At 47.2% G+C, this 15,739-nt stretch carries 12 protein-coding genes and 1 tRNA gene; 1 reads left to right on the plus strand and 12 read right to left on the minus strand.

Annotated elements, in window-relative coordinates:
- Nucleotides 1-74 precede the first annotated feature (74 nt).
- Nucleotides 75-572 (minus strand): Spy/CpxP family protein refolding chaperone, encoded by a 498-nt coding sequence (locus tag E3D00_RS01010; RefSeq protein ID WP_141459152.1) that lies wholly within the window; start codon nt 570-572, stop codon nt 75-77.
- Nucleotides 573-803: 231 nt separating this feature from the next.
- Here E3D00_RS01010 and E3D00_RS01015 point away from each other — a divergent pair.
- A tRNA-Ser gene (locus E3D00_RS01015) sits at nt 804-894 on the plus strand.
- 15 nt (nt 895-909) lie between these two features.
- On the opposite strand, the gene E3D00_RS01020 is transcribed toward E3D00_RS01015, so the two are convergent.
- The 11 genes from E3D00_RS01020 to tssK all read right to left on the minus strand — a co-directional run bounded on the left by E3D00_RS01020 (nt 910) and on the right by tssK (nt 15,733).
- Complete coding sequence (locus E3D00_RS01020) at nt 910-2,109, minus strand: glycoside hydrolase family 28 protein (protein ID WP_141459154.1); 1,200 nt, start codon at nt 2,107-2,109, stop codon at nt 910-912.
- 62 nt (nt 2,110-2,171) lie between these two features.
- The gene (locus tag E3D00_RS01025) at nt 2,172-2,951 is read right to left on the minus strand and encodes a response regulator (protein WP_141459156.1); all 780 of its coding nucleotides are present in this window, start codon (nt 2,949-2,951) and stop codon (nt 2,172-2,174) included.
- Between the two features lie 47 nt (nt 2,952-2,998).
- Nucleotides 2,999-3,712 (minus strand): PP2C family protein-serine/threonine phosphatase, encoded by a 714-nt coding sequence (locus tag E3D00_RS01030; protein ID WP_141459158.1) that lies wholly within the window; start codon nt 3,710-3,712, stop codon nt 2,999-3,001.
- A 110-nt stretch (nt 3,713-3,822) separates the two neighbouring features.
- On the minus strand, nt 3,823-5,274 hold the full coding sequence (locus tag E3D00_RS01035) for a serine/threonine-protein kinase (protein ID WP_141459160.1): 1,452 nt from the start codon (nt 5,272-5,274) through the stop codon (nt 3,823-3,825).
- Entirely contained in the window at nt 5,271-6,119 is an 849-nt protein-coding gene (locus tag E3D00_RS01040) for a c-type heme family protein (RefSeq protein WP_141459162.1), read from the minus strand. Before E3D00_RS01040 ends, E3D00_RS01035 begins: the two co-directional genes overlap by 4 nt.
- A 4-nt stretch (nt 6,120-6,123) precedes the next feature.
- The gene (locus E3D00_RS01045) at nt 6,124-7,242 is read right to left on the minus strand and encodes a peptidoglycan-binding domain-containing protein (RefSeq protein ID WP_141459164.1); all 1,119 of its coding nucleotides are present in this window, start codon (nt 7,240-7,242) and stop codon (nt 6,124-6,126) included.
- Nucleotides 7,239-8,924, minus strand: a complete 1,686-nt coding sequence (locus E3D00_RS01050) for an ATP-binding protein (RefSeq protein WP_141459166.1) — start codon at nt 8,922-8,924, stop codon at nt 7,239-7,241. The genes E3D00_RS01045 and E3D00_RS01050 overlap by 4 nt, the downstream gene beginning before the upstream one ends.
- Nucleotides 8,925-9,070: 146 nt before the next feature.
- Nucleotides 9,071-9,646, minus strand: a complete 576-nt coding sequence (gene tagF / locus E3D00_RS01055; protein WP_220093254.1) for a type VI secretion system-associated protein TagF — start codon at nt 9,644-9,646, stop codon at nt 9,071-9,073.
- A complete protein-coding gene (gene tssM / locus E3D00_RS01060; protein ID WP_141459170.1) occupies nt 9,643-13,080 on the minus strand; it encodes a type VI secretion system membrane subunit TssM in 3,438 nt (1,145 codons plus the stop codon). The genes tagF and tssM overlap by 4 nt, the downstream gene beginning before the upstream one ends.
- Nucleotides 13,080-14,411, minus strand: a complete 1,332-nt coding sequence (gene icmH / locus E3D00_RS01065) for a type IVB secretion system protein IcmH/DotU (RefSeq protein WP_181441972.1) — start codon at nt 14,409-14,411, stop codon at nt 13,080-13,082. The genes tssM and icmH overlap by 1 nt, the downstream gene beginning before the upstream one ends.
- Entirely contained in the window at nt 14,408-15,733 is a 1,326-nt protein-coding gene (gene tssK, locus E3D00_RS01070; RefSeq protein ID WP_141459174.1) for a type VI secretion system baseplate subunit TssK, read from the minus strand. The genes icmH and tssK overlap by 4 nt, the downstream gene beginning before the upstream one ends.
- Between the last annotated feature and the right edge of the window lie 6 nt (nt 15,734-15,739).

A 15,739-nucleotide genomic window follows, 5' to 3' on the forward strand; every position in this document is an offset into this window, starting at 1 on the left:
AACAAGAAATCCTTACAACTGATCTTGTTTTAGGTCAAGCAAATAGAGCCTCACCTGCTGAATGACTTTCTTTATTAAAGCGCTCCAGGAGGCTCACTCGCAGAAGGTGGAGCAATCAAGGCATCAATCTGCTTATGCAGTTCTTTAACTTTACGCATCGCCTCAATGGCTTGCTTACGCTGCTCAGGCGTTAAAATATCGTGTATCTTCTCCTGAACTTCCAAGCGACTACGAGCCTCTTGCTCATAAAGAACCGCCTCTTGATGCAACAACTCATTTAAAGAAGCGTGATCGAGTTCACCATCTGCATATAATGCAGCATTCATTTTTTCACGAACTGTTCTTAACTTTTCATGTACAATTTGACTTTGCTCGTGAGCCAAGTGCAGTACGCCATGTAACTCAGCTTTTTGTTGCTCGTTCAGTTTTACACTTGCTGGCAATGGAGGAAAAGGATGACCCATCATCATTTCTCCCCCACCCATTGAACACGCACGTGCATCAGATACGGAAGCCCCCATTCCCAGCACAAGCATTGCCGATAGAAAAACGCTACGCGTTGATAATCTCATGGTTTATCCCTCCTTCAAACAAACAATTAAAAAGCAACCTCACTATGGCACAAGAATATGTTACAAAAATCCCCCCTTTCTGTTTCAAAAAGTAAATTTTTCATGGCATTATTATGAAAATATTACATTTTTATAAAAAGAGTGGTTGACGCCAAAGCATTCTCATAGCATGAAGCCTCTACAGCATCCTGTTTTATCAGGGTCGACTCTTGGGGTTCCCTCAAAGAGTTAGGAGAGGTGGCCGAGTGGTTTAAGGCAGCGGTCTTGAAAACCGCCGTACGTTAATAGCGTACCGTGGGTTCGAATCCCACCCTCTCCGCCATGATCTTGAAGTTACTCACTTACTAATGTGAGCATACTCCGTAGACCACTTAACTTTTGATTGAGTAACCAAATTTTCAAAAGAAACTGTTGATAAATTATTCTCATCATATCCATGAATATAAACAGTTCCGCTATCAATATTAATATTCTTGAACAAAATATCTTTATACAAAGGAATATCGCTTCCTTCGTCCTTCTGATCATAATGCGTATCTAAAAAAATCGGCCATGGAGTATGACATATATACAAATTCTCATAAACGATATGCTCTACCTTACCACCACGCGTTGCATTACTCTTAATACGAACTCCCCACTTCGCTCCATCAATCGTCACGTCCTTAACTAGGATATCGTGTACGCCACCCATTGTTTCACTACCGATTGAAAGACCGTGCCCCCAGTAAAACTGGCTATCCAGAATTGACATATGATGGCTTGCCCCACTTCGGCCTGCCTTAATAGCAATATTATCATCCCCTGTTCGGATAATACTATGTGCAATCGTAATGTCATGCGACGAGATCGGATCTATCCCATCTGTATTACGAGCATCTGCGGGCGTATCTATCGTCACTCCCCATAGGGTTACTCCTGCACTTTGGTTAATCACAACATGAAAATTCGGGGAGTTCTTGATGGTGATATACCCCAGCGTAAAATCACGCACATGATCTAGCGTAATTAACCGAGGAGCATTTTGCTTTAAGTCTTCGTTTTGAGCACTTCGAGCAAGCTGCCACCACGTTAATGATGAGCCGAACATAGGCTTATCACCCTGCCCCTCTATCGTCCCTTTCCCAATCAACCCGCCACCACGCGTATGTTGAAACAGCAAAAATGGTCGACAAGCATTTCCTTTTTCATCGAGCTTACCACATAAGCCCGTACCACGATCATATGTCAGCGGATCAGACGTTGCGACCAACGTCGCATCTTGATCAACCCATAAAAAAACGCCAGACGTTACCGTTAATGGGGCACTCACAAAACGCCCATGCCTTAAACGAAGAGCAGAACCAGAAGGGCAATCATCAAGAACTGATTGTAGGCGGCCTACATCAGCAGGAACAAGTTCTGCACATATCTGACGAGGCCACGACGGCGGCTTTACATCACGCCGATCTTGCGCAGAAGCAGACGCACCAAGACCACTCAATTGAAGCACAGTCAAGAAACATAAACTTGGTAAAATAGACTTAAACATCATCATTGCATTGCTTTACCCTGCCAATCCCTTGCCTGAATGACATTATTACAATGACAACACTATATTCAGCTTACAACATCTAACGTAAACACATATCCCAAACCACGATCGGTTCGAATAATATCACGCCCTCTCAACCCATTGACACTGCCCCGATCAAAGCGACGACGCAAACGCAAAATTTGAACATCCACACTCCTATCATAAACATCTTCATGAATACGTGTAGCATTCAAAAGATACTCCCGCGAAAGCGGACGGCCAGGAGCGTTCAAAAACGCCACCAACAGTGTGAAATCACCTTTCGTTAACTTAACAACACGCCCTGATGGGTCCTTTAAAACACGAGAGCGTTTGTCCAACTCCCATTTTCCAAAACGATAAATTCGATTAACAGATGTGTCTTCAGAGTATTTTTCATCCGGAATAGATTTTTGTATTTGTTCTTTCTCTTCTTTTGCCTGACAGAATTTCTCGTACCGGCGGCCCAAGGCTCTAATTCTAGCCAAGAGCTCTCTTGGCCCAAACGGCTTAATCAAATAATCATCTGCACCCAATTCAAGACCAATGACGCGATCCATTTCTGATACATGGTGACCAGTCATCAAAATAATCGGAGCATCTGTTTTTTCACGTAAAAAACGCATTACATCAATGCCGTTTACGGTGCCAAGCTGCAAATCCAACACGATGATCCATTGCGACCAATCTGGATCAATTCCCTCTAAATCTTCCAATCCACTTGCTGAAAAAACCTGTAATCCATTCAAAAGCAAATATTGTGCAATGGCTGATCGGAATTCATTATTATCATCGATCAACAAGACCGATTGTTTCGTTTCCATTCCCTAAACACCCAATTATTTTTTACAATTAATTTTATTATGACCTCTTATGGCCTCACTACTGTTACAACAGACACATTATCACGCGCACGACGTCGTAAGGCCGTGGCTAAAAGTGCTTCTGCAACATCTCCATCCTGCTCTAAAATAAATGCTATTTCATCATCATCCATTGTTTTCATAAGGCCATCACTACATAACAAAAAGCGATCGCCTGGCAGCACTGTCCCTGTCCTTTTATCAAGCTGAAAGTCGTCCTCCATCCCACCTGCTGCACGCGTAATAATATTCGCTTGAGGATGATTTTTCCCTTCATCTGGTGAAAGAGTTCCTGCATCAATCATTTGCTGGACCAACGTATGATCATGCGTAAGCTGAATAAGCTCCCCTTTACGCAGCATATAGATACGTGAATCGCCAACCCATAACGCTACGAAATAATCACCTGCCAAAAGAAGAACGACAACGGTTGTTACTGCGCCCTCACCGTTCTCATCTGCGAATTTTCGCAATCTTTTATGCGCATCTCCCACCGCATGTCGAATAGCGGCAAGCCGTTGATCTACAGGAATACCGGCCGGCAACCGGGCGATTGCATCCATAACCGTTGTTGATGCAAGTTTACCGCCCGTATGTCCTCCCGCTCCATCGGCAACAGCATACACACCAATATCCGGCCTACATATCAGTGCATCCTGATTTTCCGAACGGAATGGCCCTTTATCGGTCGCGCTATAACTATATTCTGACAGTATCGCCATGGATTAAGTTATAGCTCAACACACGTTGCCAAAGAAACTCATACGCATCGACATCATCCCTTTCAGAGACATCCTCTTAAAATATCACGTCTTTTCGCGAGTGAAGTATGTTACTTCACTCGCGTCAAGTTCTGGAATGTATTCGTCCCATGAACATACCGCAAAAAAGCTTCCCTCTCATTGGCATGTTGAATAAAATTAGCACAATCTTCGATCAACGCCTCAGGGTGAGATTCTTTCCAAAACCGTTCAACGACAAGAGGACCAATAGGACCAATAACCCTTGTCAAACACTGCGCTGTCCAATTCAGCCATGCTATTTGCTCATCTTCATGAGCCTCATGGGACGGACTTGTGTCATACCCGCCCGCAATACTCTCACTTCCTGTACCCTCCGCTACAGATACAGCTTCTTCTGGAGATACTTGCTCTCCTACGTGAGGGGCTGATTCTTGTGCCAGTTTTGCATGCAAATCATCCAACACCATAACTTCTGTTGGATCATCATCCTCATCAGACAGAGCGGCTTGCTTTACTCCCCCACCCGGATGAACCTGGTGTGATACCTCTTCAACACGCTCAGGCAATGGTGCAACAAGAGTATCATCATCGTCATCAGCGGAAGGGGCACTTTTATGTGCTGAAAACTGTTTTTCTTCAGACTGCTTTTGAGACTGCGCCACTTTCTCCGCAAGGTCGGCGGGGATAGGCGTAATGCGTGATGCAGAAGAGCCAGAAATCTCTTCAAGGACATACGCAAAAGCACGCGCATTCTCAAATCGATCCGCAGGTTTTTTCGCTAAAGCCCGATCAATGGCTTCAACTAGAGCTGGGGTTAAATCACTCCGTATATTCTGAAGAGGCTCATGGGGCTTATTCAAAATAGAAATGATCGTATCTGTATAACTTGCTCCCGTGAAGGGCTTACGCCCAGCGAGCATCTCATACATGACACACCCTAAAGAGAACAGGTCAGAGCGCCCATCAAGCTCTCCTCCCATGCACTGCTCAGGGGACATATAACTCGGCGTACCAATCAGCAAAGGCGTCATGGTTTGCTCAGTGCTGCTTAGACGAGAAATACCAAAATCAGTGATTTTAAGTTTAGATTCCGTCGTCAGCAAAATATTAGGCGGCTTAACATCCCGATGCACAATGCCCAGACTATGTGCATAATTCAAAGCATTTAAAGCCTGCAATGCAATCGGGATAACATCGCTTTCTTTCCACTGAGTTCCCCGTGGAAGAGCCTGTTGAAGCCCCACTCCATCAACATACTCCATAACCAAATATGGATTATTTTCATGGAAAGAGAAATCATACAGATTAACGATATTCTGGTGTAAACACCGCCCTGCAATTTTGGCTTCATTTAAAAAGCGCGCGAAATAATTCTCGCGCTCTTCTCCTTCAAGCAAATCAGCACGGATTAGCTTAATCCCAACCGGCCGATCAATCTGCTCGTCATACCCTTTATAAACAATGCCCATCGCTCCACGACCAAGCACGCTATCAATTCGAAAGCGCCCGATCCTTTGTGGAATATCGTGTGATGCTGTCATGATTTAACCAACTCAATGGCGCTTTCCATGCTTCGACGCAAGCGATTGAAGGATTGTGCTAAAGCACCTACCTCATCTTTCGATTGGGTCTTGAATTCCTCAACGCCTTTTTCACCCATCGAAACACGTTCAGCAATGGCCGTCATCCGCTGTAATGGACGCAGCAGCAAAAACTCAATCAATGCACAGGCAACAGCCCAACAGATAAGCAAAATGATGGCCGGTAATATCCGCCCCGAAACGGCAACGGGTGTTAACGGCACAGAAGCAATAGTAGCTCCAACCACTTCTCCATTCTGCCGGTTAAACCCTTGCGCTCCACCAAATGTATCACGAATGGCTTCAGGCGCCTGCTCTCGTGACGAATAACACGTAGCACAAACCCCTTCCGTCATTTTCAACGGAACGACATAGGCAAGAACATTCCCTGGACGAATTTCGGTAAAAGGCTGCCTACCGCCCGGCGCACGAAGACGGGTAATCATATCCCTCTCCCAAGGATTGGGCGTATCGTCTGGACCTGTCGCATCCAAAACAACACGACGCAGCCCATAGCCTGGTAATGCTTTTCCAATCTGACGGCCTTGCGTTTCTACCGCATAAAAACCCGCACTTTGTGGAATAAAAACCATTCGGTTTTGCATAGCACTATCAAGCAACGGCGTAATTTCTTGACGCGTATACTGATCCGCGACATCAGCCTGCGCAACCATGAGCTCTGCCACCCGCTTCGCTGAAGCGATACTGGCAGCGTGATCGCTATGTGACATACTGCTTAGCAGCACGAGATAAGCTCCTACACTCACAGCACCCAATGCCGAGTATATCTTCAAACGAAGCGTCATTGTCTTATTTTCCACCCGTCAACGTGGTTTGTTCATCTGCTGTTAGTTTACCCGTTACTGGGTGACCAACCTTTTTCTGATAATCACGAATAGCACGCACAGTAGCAGCATTGTTAAACCCAGATACCTGACCGTGATAATAGCCATTTGCCAACAAACCAAGCTGCGCCTGATGCAACTCTGGATTAGGCTTATAATGTTTTACAAGCCGACGAACCGCCTTCGGATGAGGAGCTGGTTTCGGAGCTGCTACATGAGCTACATTTGCATTAGAAGCTTGTGGCTGTGTGGATGCAGAGGTTGCTGCGTGATTGTCTGCCTGTTTTTCAGGAGCCGGTGTAGGCTTTTCTACAGGTTGCTGAGGAGCCGGAACTTCCTTTGCTGGCTGAGGCGGCACAGCTGGAGCATGTTGTTCCACTACAGGAGCAGATGGTTGAGCGCTTCCCGCTGGCACACCCAAAAATGATGCAAACATAACATCACCATGGCCTTTTGCCGCAGCTGTCAAACGATGGACTAAAGATGCTGTGTCTGTTGAATGTTCTACCGAGAGCAAACGTGATGTATTCGCTGGAGCAGCATTCGTCCATTGATCGCCTGCTTCAGAAGAAATAGTCGCGCCAGGGAGTGCGGATATATCCAGTGCCGTCAAGCTTCCTGGGCCAGCGACACGTGAAAATGTATCTGCACTTACGCCTTTACGGCTCAAATCAGATGTTGCAGCAGACAAATCAGCAGGAGCGATAAAAAGCTGACCATCCAAAGCCATACCTTCACCACACACGACAACCATTTTCGGACCAGTACCACCTTGGTTGGCAACTTGCGAAAGCACCATCCGCAATGCATCTGCTGTTGGAACAGCCGGGCGTGAGGTTGGAATACCAATGCTATCTAAAGCATTACGCAACTCAACAAGAGATGAAGAGCATGCCGTTTGTTGATCGCTTTTTCCTGCGTAAAGATCAATCAGCGTAACAAGCGAAGGCTTAGCCATTGCCTGACTGGTTACTAAAAACGCGCCACCTGCCAAAAAGGAAAGCATCGCACGACGCAAAGCGCTTTTCGGACATATAACCCGAGACGCTTGTGTTAAAGCCGTAATCTGACGCGTAAAACTCACTTGATTGCTCCTTGAGAGATTTTTTTATTTGCCAAGGCATTCGCCACTAGCCGCATACACGCTGCAATTGCAGCATTATTATCTGACCCAACTAGCCATGTTAGCTGGTCAGAATGTTGATCGAGAGGCGTAACGGCCATTCGACCAGGAATAAGAATAACTAATAACACCGATTGCGATACAGATCGAAAACGCTCCGCCACCATAAAACAACAGTCAAGATCAGCATGATCGACATGTACTAACACAATCGACGCAAGAAGAGGATCTTCTGCGAGGACTTCTAACGCAGAATTGACCCCTTCATACCCGCAAGGCTCATACCCTAAGGCTGCAAGCACATCTTCCAAACGCTCACGCACAGGGTTCTGTGCGACAACCCAAACAGTCTCACCTTCTCCACTGCCAACTGGAATACGCGCACCATTCCGCTCACATATCGGCAGCCAGACTTCAAAAAGCGTGCCTTTCCCTTGCTGAGCAGGCGCAAGACGCAAAGCGCCATTATGCCCAACAACGATCTCCGCGACTGTAGAAAGACCCAAGCCACTTCCTGCCGTCCGAGTTGTATAAAAAGGACGAAAAATTGACTCATATAAAGAAGGATCAATTCCAACGCCCGTGTCTTCCACCTCCATAACCAAATAAGGCTTATCTTCCAGAAGACCAACTTGCATGTCTATGGGATGAGCTTCTTTCTGTTGACGCAAACGAATAGAAATATCCCCATCGCCTGCAATAGCCTGCACAGCATTACGCAAAAGATTAAGAACTACCTGTTGAAGCTCCGCTGCACGACCATAAACATAAGCGCCACCCCCTTGATCATCTAAGGCAACCCGAATACGACGAGGCACCGTCGGACGGATAAAGTTAATCGTATCCAGAACCATACGACCAATATTCATCGGAGAAGACGGTATATCACTTTGCCCAAAGCTTAAAATGCTTTCAATAAGCTCTGCCGCTCGTTCACTGGCATTCCGAATAGCCATAACCGCTTCATAACCACTTGGCTTATCACGCAATGCTTCCAGAGCAATTTCTGTCTGCCCTCGCATCGCCGCTAAAACGTTGTTCAGGTTATGCGCCATAGCTACAGCCGTCGCGCCCGCCACATCAAGTTGCTGACTCTCGCTTAGTTGCCGCAACACATGACACCGCTCCTGCGCAAGGTCCTCACGCTTCAGAGCCATCATCATTAATGCGCCAGCCCGACGCATTAAGGTCGGGATATCCTGCATCCATGGGGTTATAGAATATCTATTCCACCTTAGGATAAGAACACCACCGTCCAAAAATTGGGCGTAAACCTTCCCTCTTTTTTGGCGCCAATCCAAAAGCTCAAAACAGCCTTCCTCCCCACTGTTGTGATCCGCGTTATAAATACGACGGATCCATGTTTCAGGAGGCAAACCAATCTGAGAAGCAACAAAAGCGTGGAAGTCCTCAGACCCTTTGTCTGTTTCCTTCCTAAGCAGGACTGCGCCATCTGCATTGCAGGCAGCAACGAGTTCGTCCAGAACTTGCCTTACAGCCGCTTTGATTTCCGAAGAGGCAGATGCTGCAAAAACACCCGCAATCTTATCGAGAACCACATCAAGATCATAATTCAGAGCAGAAACATTCCGAGTACTATTTCGCTTACTCGAAATATATTCAGCCCCTAAAGGTAATTGCATCAATCAACGCTCTCTCAGGACTTTAGCCAAAAGCATGAGAACTCCTCCCCCTCACACTCAGCAATATGTAACGTATTTTGTCAAATTAAGACATATTGTGCAATATTTCTTCCTTTATTTTCTTGCAGATTCACTCCATTTACCAGTTATTTACCTTCTACTTCAGACATATTCTGCGATTCTAAAGGAATTGCTTCCAACAGCCAATCAAAAGCCGTTCCTGAAGGCAAAGCTCCATTTAAAGTTGCCCCATCACGTCCTGATTGCCACCAGGTATCAAAAATTTTGGGTGTGAAAGAAGGAGGATGGCTCTCCACAGCAGATAAATGATCCTCTAACGTATCAATAGTCTGCGTATGTTCAATTGCCTGTCTCAGAACAGATTCATAAGGCGGCAACATCCGAAACATTACTTCTTCTGGGTCATGCATAATTGCAAACACAAAAGGGAAACAACGCCCAACAGCATCAATGCTCGGCATCCATATTCCTGTTATTGCATATTTTGGATCAAGCATTCCTGCACGGATAATAAAATTCCAACTTGGCGCACCGTGCCAAATTTCCTCAAACCTTTCACCGTGCCGCTCTTTTGCTTCCCGTAATTGGTTACTCACCCAACGGTCAAACTGCATCAACACATTCTCGGGAAAACCTGCACGCAAAAAATCGCCATGAGCTGGGAGTTTTCCCCAATACCCTGAAAAAGGCTCCAACATCATCGTATTTCCGGACATGTAAAGCCAAAGAGAATATTGAACGGAGAATTATTTTTTGAACCACGCACAGATATCGTTTCACCATCTGGATAAAGGATCGAATTACCTTGAGCGTATCCCTTCTGAAGCAAATGAACAACGCCCCATAACCCATCTCCTCGTTCCAAAACCTGCTCCTGCCCTTTAAGGGTGCGGGTAATTACCGCAGGGGCCAATCCGTCAGAGCCGGGCCATGAAAGCATCGCAGGCTGGTCTGAATGAATGGTCATATTTCCAAGCTTCAAAACCATATCGCTATCTGAATGGAATGTAATCGTTAAGCTCAAGAACGGTGCACCAGCAGCCGGGAAGAACGTATCCCGAATAGCGGAAACCTTTTGAAAGGCAGCCAATTGCGCCGGTGTAAAGGGCGCATGAACACCACCTGCATCATGCAAACGCCACACACGTCCTGTTTGATCTGTATAAGGCGCAACAGATTGCTCAATGTACCGATCAAACAACCCGCCCGGCGCAAACACACGAACAAACTGATCTAGTGGTGCATCTTCTGTCGCTCTTGGATCAAAAGGAAAGTGTTTTTTAACAAGAGCGTGACACGCTGCACTGGGCCCATCTTCACCATTGAAAGCACCAGATGCCGAAGCCTTAGCCTCCTGCGCACGCGAGGCCTGTCCCATATCGGCAATTTCACGCAACCAAGATGAAATAGGTTCTGGGCGACGGGAAGCCTCCGCTCTTAACCGTTCGGTTGGATCAGGCATACCGACCCCAGCAGGTGCACCGCGTACAGAACCTGTTCCTTCCATCGCTTCATCTAACTGACCAATCAACCCTGTCACGGTATCCATTGGCGGGGTTCCACCACCAGAAGGCGTCAACATATCCGCTAACGATTTTAAAGAAGCATTCCATTCCAATGCTGCACGATCAATCGGACCGTATGTATTAGGATCTACCTCTGTATGGGATGCGACCGTCGCATTTTTACTCTCTTTCTTATCATCTCCCGGCATTGGAATAGTCTGCGCAACGACAATCGAACGCACCATATCCCGCAAAGGAGATTGAGGAGAAGACAGCAAATAAAGAGAACCTGAAATCTGACGTGGATCATTCCCCAGAGCAATGGCTAAGTCATTCAATGTTGAGGACCAATGCTGACGCGCATCTTCTGTCCATAGGCGCGCAACATCGGCCTCTAAAGCGGCTGCATCACTACCACGAACATCCATCGCTGTATCATGCCCTACAACCCAAGATTCATTGGCCACATCCCGTGCAGCAGCAGGTAGTTGCTGACGAACAATCTGGGCATAGCCTGCTCCGGTATAGAACGCCGGCACCCCATCACTCAGCGGAGCATTGCTCCGACGGATAAAGGGAGGGTTTGCCATACTCCCCAATGCTTCTTGTGGGCTCCAATCATGCATATCGGCCGGGATAGGTAAATCCCGCAAGCGACTATAAATCCGCTGGGCTGGTGTTACATGCCCAAATGCAATTCGTGCACGCCGAACAAGGTCACCATCCAACGTTGCATCCATCGGAGCAGGCAATGCAAGAAGCGCTTCCAAATGGTGCTTCAAACGTGCTCTCAACGCATTATTGAGTGCTCCAGGATAACGCCGCGCCCACTCCTCAACAAACCAGTTTGTTACTAACCCACGGTCATGAGACCCTAAACCACCCAAGAGCAAATAAACACGCGTTGCATCATACAGGTAAGCCGGATCCTGAAAATGCTCCCGCATATCCTGCTCAATACGCCATAATAAACGCGGATAAAGCAGCCGTGTCAGAGCACTTTCATACGTCCCCTCTCCAGCCTGATATGCAGCCGCAGTGGAGCCAATACGCAACAAACCAGCTAAACGTTCTTGTGGCTTCTTTTTTAACGCTTCAGCCTGATCCAACGCATCCGAAACAGCTGGCAAATCTGAATCATGATCAATTTTTTTAACAATTACAGGCGCAACAGCATCATGATATGCTGCAAAACGCTGCAACTCCTGCTGTTCCATTTGGCGCGCCTGTCGATGCCCTTGCCAGATCAGCAAAATCGCTAATACGCTTACCACGCCAATCACACCAAATGCAGCAATACGTAACCGGCGTCTCTTACGATACCGCTCTGGGGCATACACTCCAAGGAGTGACTCACCTAAAATAACATCCCGCATCAAACGTGTCAGGAAGTATCCACGAGCGCTATCATGATTTTGACGTTCAGAGCGATGTTGATCGATACCGAATGAACGCGCCAAGGCTCCAGACAACCGATCCAACGGAGCACCCACCTGCGTTGCAGAGGTCAGATACACACCGCGCAAGAAAGGCGGCTTATCAATCCGACTCCCGCGAAATGCCACTTCAAGAAAAGCTTGAATTGGTTCAGACAAACTTGCAACCTGAAGAGGGAAACCACTCATAATCGCCCGACGATCTGGCGCACGCTCTGCCTGCAAACGATCAATCAACCGACGATCAAGATGTGCTATCAACTCATCAAATTCACGGTTGAAGTGTTCAATCCCTTCACCAACCGGGAATGTCATGCCCCAAACTTGTTGGCGCCCCGCAACATCCAAATCTTCGAAGAAAGCTTCAAAACCTGCAAGACGATCAATTTTATTGAAAATGAGATAAACTGGGATACGGACACCAAGCTTTTCCGTAACCTCATTAATCCGCATACGCACCTGTTGCGCATGCATCTCTCTTGTTTCTGGTGAGCCGGAGACCATATCCAAAACAGAGATCATCACAATCACACCATTAATTGGTTGGCGTGATCTTACCTTGCGCAAACTATCTAAAAAGCCCAGCCATCCAGCTCGGTCTACAGCGCGCGCACTATCCTGCGTTGTGTAACGACCTGCCGTATCAATCAGAACAGCCTCATCCGCAAACCACCAGTCACATAGACGTGTGCCACCGACGCCCTGAAGTGCCGTTTCTCCACTTTCTTCAAGAGGAAAATGCAGTCCTGATTTTCGCAGCGCCGTAGTTTTACCCGCCCCTGGAGGCCCAATTAAAACATACCACGGCAAATCATAAAGCCGCCGAACACCGCGCTTACGTAGTGTCGCAATAGCAGTCTGCAAACGTTGACGAAGTTCCTTTACTTCCTCATTTGCAACCTGCTCAAGCTTTTCATCATTCTTGGTATTATTCGCTCCCCCGTCAGTAACGGCAGCATCTAAAGCTCGTTCTTGTTTATCACTGCGGCGCTGAACAAACCAAGCAATCGCAAAAACGACAACCCAAACAACACCAATTACAATTAACCGACGGATAACCGGCATGAAAAAGGTCATGAGGGGGAGATAAAACCACAACATCCCCGTCAGCAATGAAGCAACACCTAATGCTTGCGACCAACGATTGCTTACAAATCTCTGCAATAATGTAAGTAAACTATAAAACACATTCACTATGGGCGATCCTCTTCAACGAAAATCTCTACCCGTCGATTAGCGCGACGTCCTTCTGGTGTGGCATTATCTCCAACTGGGGATAATGCACCTTGTCCTGATGCATGCACATTAGCCTTACCAACATAAGGCACCATAATATCTGCGGCAGCTTGTGCACGCGCCAACGACAGCTCATAATTTGATGGGTACGAAACAGTACGGATCGGTTGTGAATCCGTATATCCGACAACGTTAATATGCGCTTTGCTTTGACCTATCGCGTCTCCTACACGACGCAATACCGCGGCATATTGTGGTGTAATGTTCGTACCACCCGTTTCGAACATTCCTTGGCTCTGAATACGAATAACAAGTATGCGCTGGTTCCCAAGGATGCTCAATGTTCCGTCATGAATATCCCCTTGCAAAGAAGCCAAAATACGCTGCCGCAAACGGTCAGAATCAGGAATAACAGGAGCAGGTGGAACCATGTTTGTCCGTGAAATAGCAGGCATGGAATGTGGTGGTAGAGCCGATGCACTCGCCATTAAAGAATCAGACGCTCCACCGGCAGCTAAAAGCGCTAAGGCATAGGCCATCCCAACCAACCCAACGCCCAAAATCAAAGCGAGCCAAACCGGCATTTCAAAACGCAATGGACGATATGGCTCCGCCACACCAACCCAGTGTCGCGACAAATCAGCACCCGCCGTTCCGCGAACACGGACGATCGTCGCATATGTTTCTTCACGGATACGCTCAAACTCTGCCGGGCCCCGTGGCATTAAACGATATTGCCCCTGCATCCCTAACGACATGCACAAATACATTAATTCAATTACATCAATATACGCATTGGGGCTTTCTAAAAGCTTTTTCAAAATACCAAAAAAGCGCTCTCCACCCCTTACATCACGGTGATACGCAGATGTTAAAGACAGATCAGCCCATGGCCCATGAGACCCCCATGGCGTACATTGCACGACATCATCCAAGCTCGCACAAACAATATAATGCGCTAGGCGAATTTTATCTGTTTGAATATGAGCATCCCGTAAAGCAGAGCCATAACGCTCAACCTCACGGACGGCACGCTCACGCAAGACACCCGCATTCGGAACACTAATGGTGTTTCGTAAACGTGCCATTAATGTCAACAACGAGCCTGCACAAGCTACAACAGGCGCCTCATCTCCACGTAACAAAGACGAAAACTCAATATCCTGCGCTTCAGACTTTTCTGCATTTACAACATTTTGTCGCGCAGATAAGGCCGATATCTTATCACGTGACATGATGACGGTACGATCGTCATCTTCCTCTACGAACGGATTATTTGTGCCCATCATGTGCGGATCGCCCATAATTCCAGTTTCAAATTCGGAAAGTCATGCGAAACATGGATAGCAAATCCCGCAGAATTCCGTAATGTTTCCCACTGCGCTGAATGGCGCTCAAGCTCGAAGTAAAGTGCATTACTCATAAATGGCATCTGTCGTGGAGCAACGGGCAATAGCCTCAGTTCAATTCCTGGGAGGGCCACATTCACCAACTCCCGAATATGCTCAACGGCACCGATTTTAACCGTTTTCGGAAAGACACGACGAAGCGTTTCTGTTGGAACATCAGCCCGGACAACAAGCACGATACTTCCGCCAGACAGAACGGTACGATCGGTAATCGTTCCAACATTAACACCATGACGATGCGTTTTGAGAGGAATTTGAACTGCCGTTTGCTCCAGAACGCTTGAAAGTGCGCGTCGAATGGCCGCCATAACGGGAGTAAAACTCCGCCTCAAATCATCATGTCGATATGGTTCAAAATGCTCTGGTCGCCGGGATGATTCTGTAAAAGTTGCCAGTTCGCCCGCCATCACGAGCAACGTACGAAACAACTCTTCTGGGTGCACACGGGCCCCATCTGCGAGGTGAGCAATCAGAGGTTGCCAGCCATTTAAGGATTGCAACAACATAAAATCTGCAATCTCGGTGTTACTCCGCGCGCCAATTGCACTCAACCGCCCGGCAATAGCTTCGCCGCGCTGATGTAAAATACCAGCTAATTCAACCAATAAATTGGTAAGAACTGTAGCGCCTGAACTAATAATAACAGGGGGTATCCATGTATCATCAAGCATCACCCGACGATCGGTTGTGACCTCAACAATACGAGCAACAGAAAGACAGTGATATCCAGATAGATCATCTGTCCCGAGCATCAGCCGAGGAGCGAGCTGCCCGACCATAATTGTAGCAGGATCAGGAGAGTCACTATGTGTGTCAAAAACTTCCTGACTCACACCTGAATAACGTGCGGTATTCCCTTCAGAACCAAACTCATCCCGCCCCGGCCCTGCCATCGGCAGCGCCAAGTAAACCAAAACATCCCGTGCATTTTCCGGCACAAGTAAAGGGGGCGGCAACAAAGATTCATCAGGAGCAGAAAAGCGCGTACCGTCCTCAAAAATTCCAATTGCCGCCGAAAGCCCTAAACGACCTGATGCCAACAGATCTCGTGAAAGCTCCAGAACAGAAAAGCCCCACCCATAGGAACGAACCAATGAAAGGCTTTGTGCCAGATCATGCGCACCCCATCGATCCTGTTGCTGGAAGTGTTGCGCTCGTAAAAAGAGCCCTTCCTGCCAAATAACGCGACTAGCCCAACTCATCGTTTA

This window comes from Swingsia samuiensis (assembly GCF_006542355.1).
GTDB lineage: Bacteria > Pseudomonadota > Alphaproteobacteria > Acetobacterales > Acetobacteraceae > Gluconobacter > Gluconobacter samuiensis.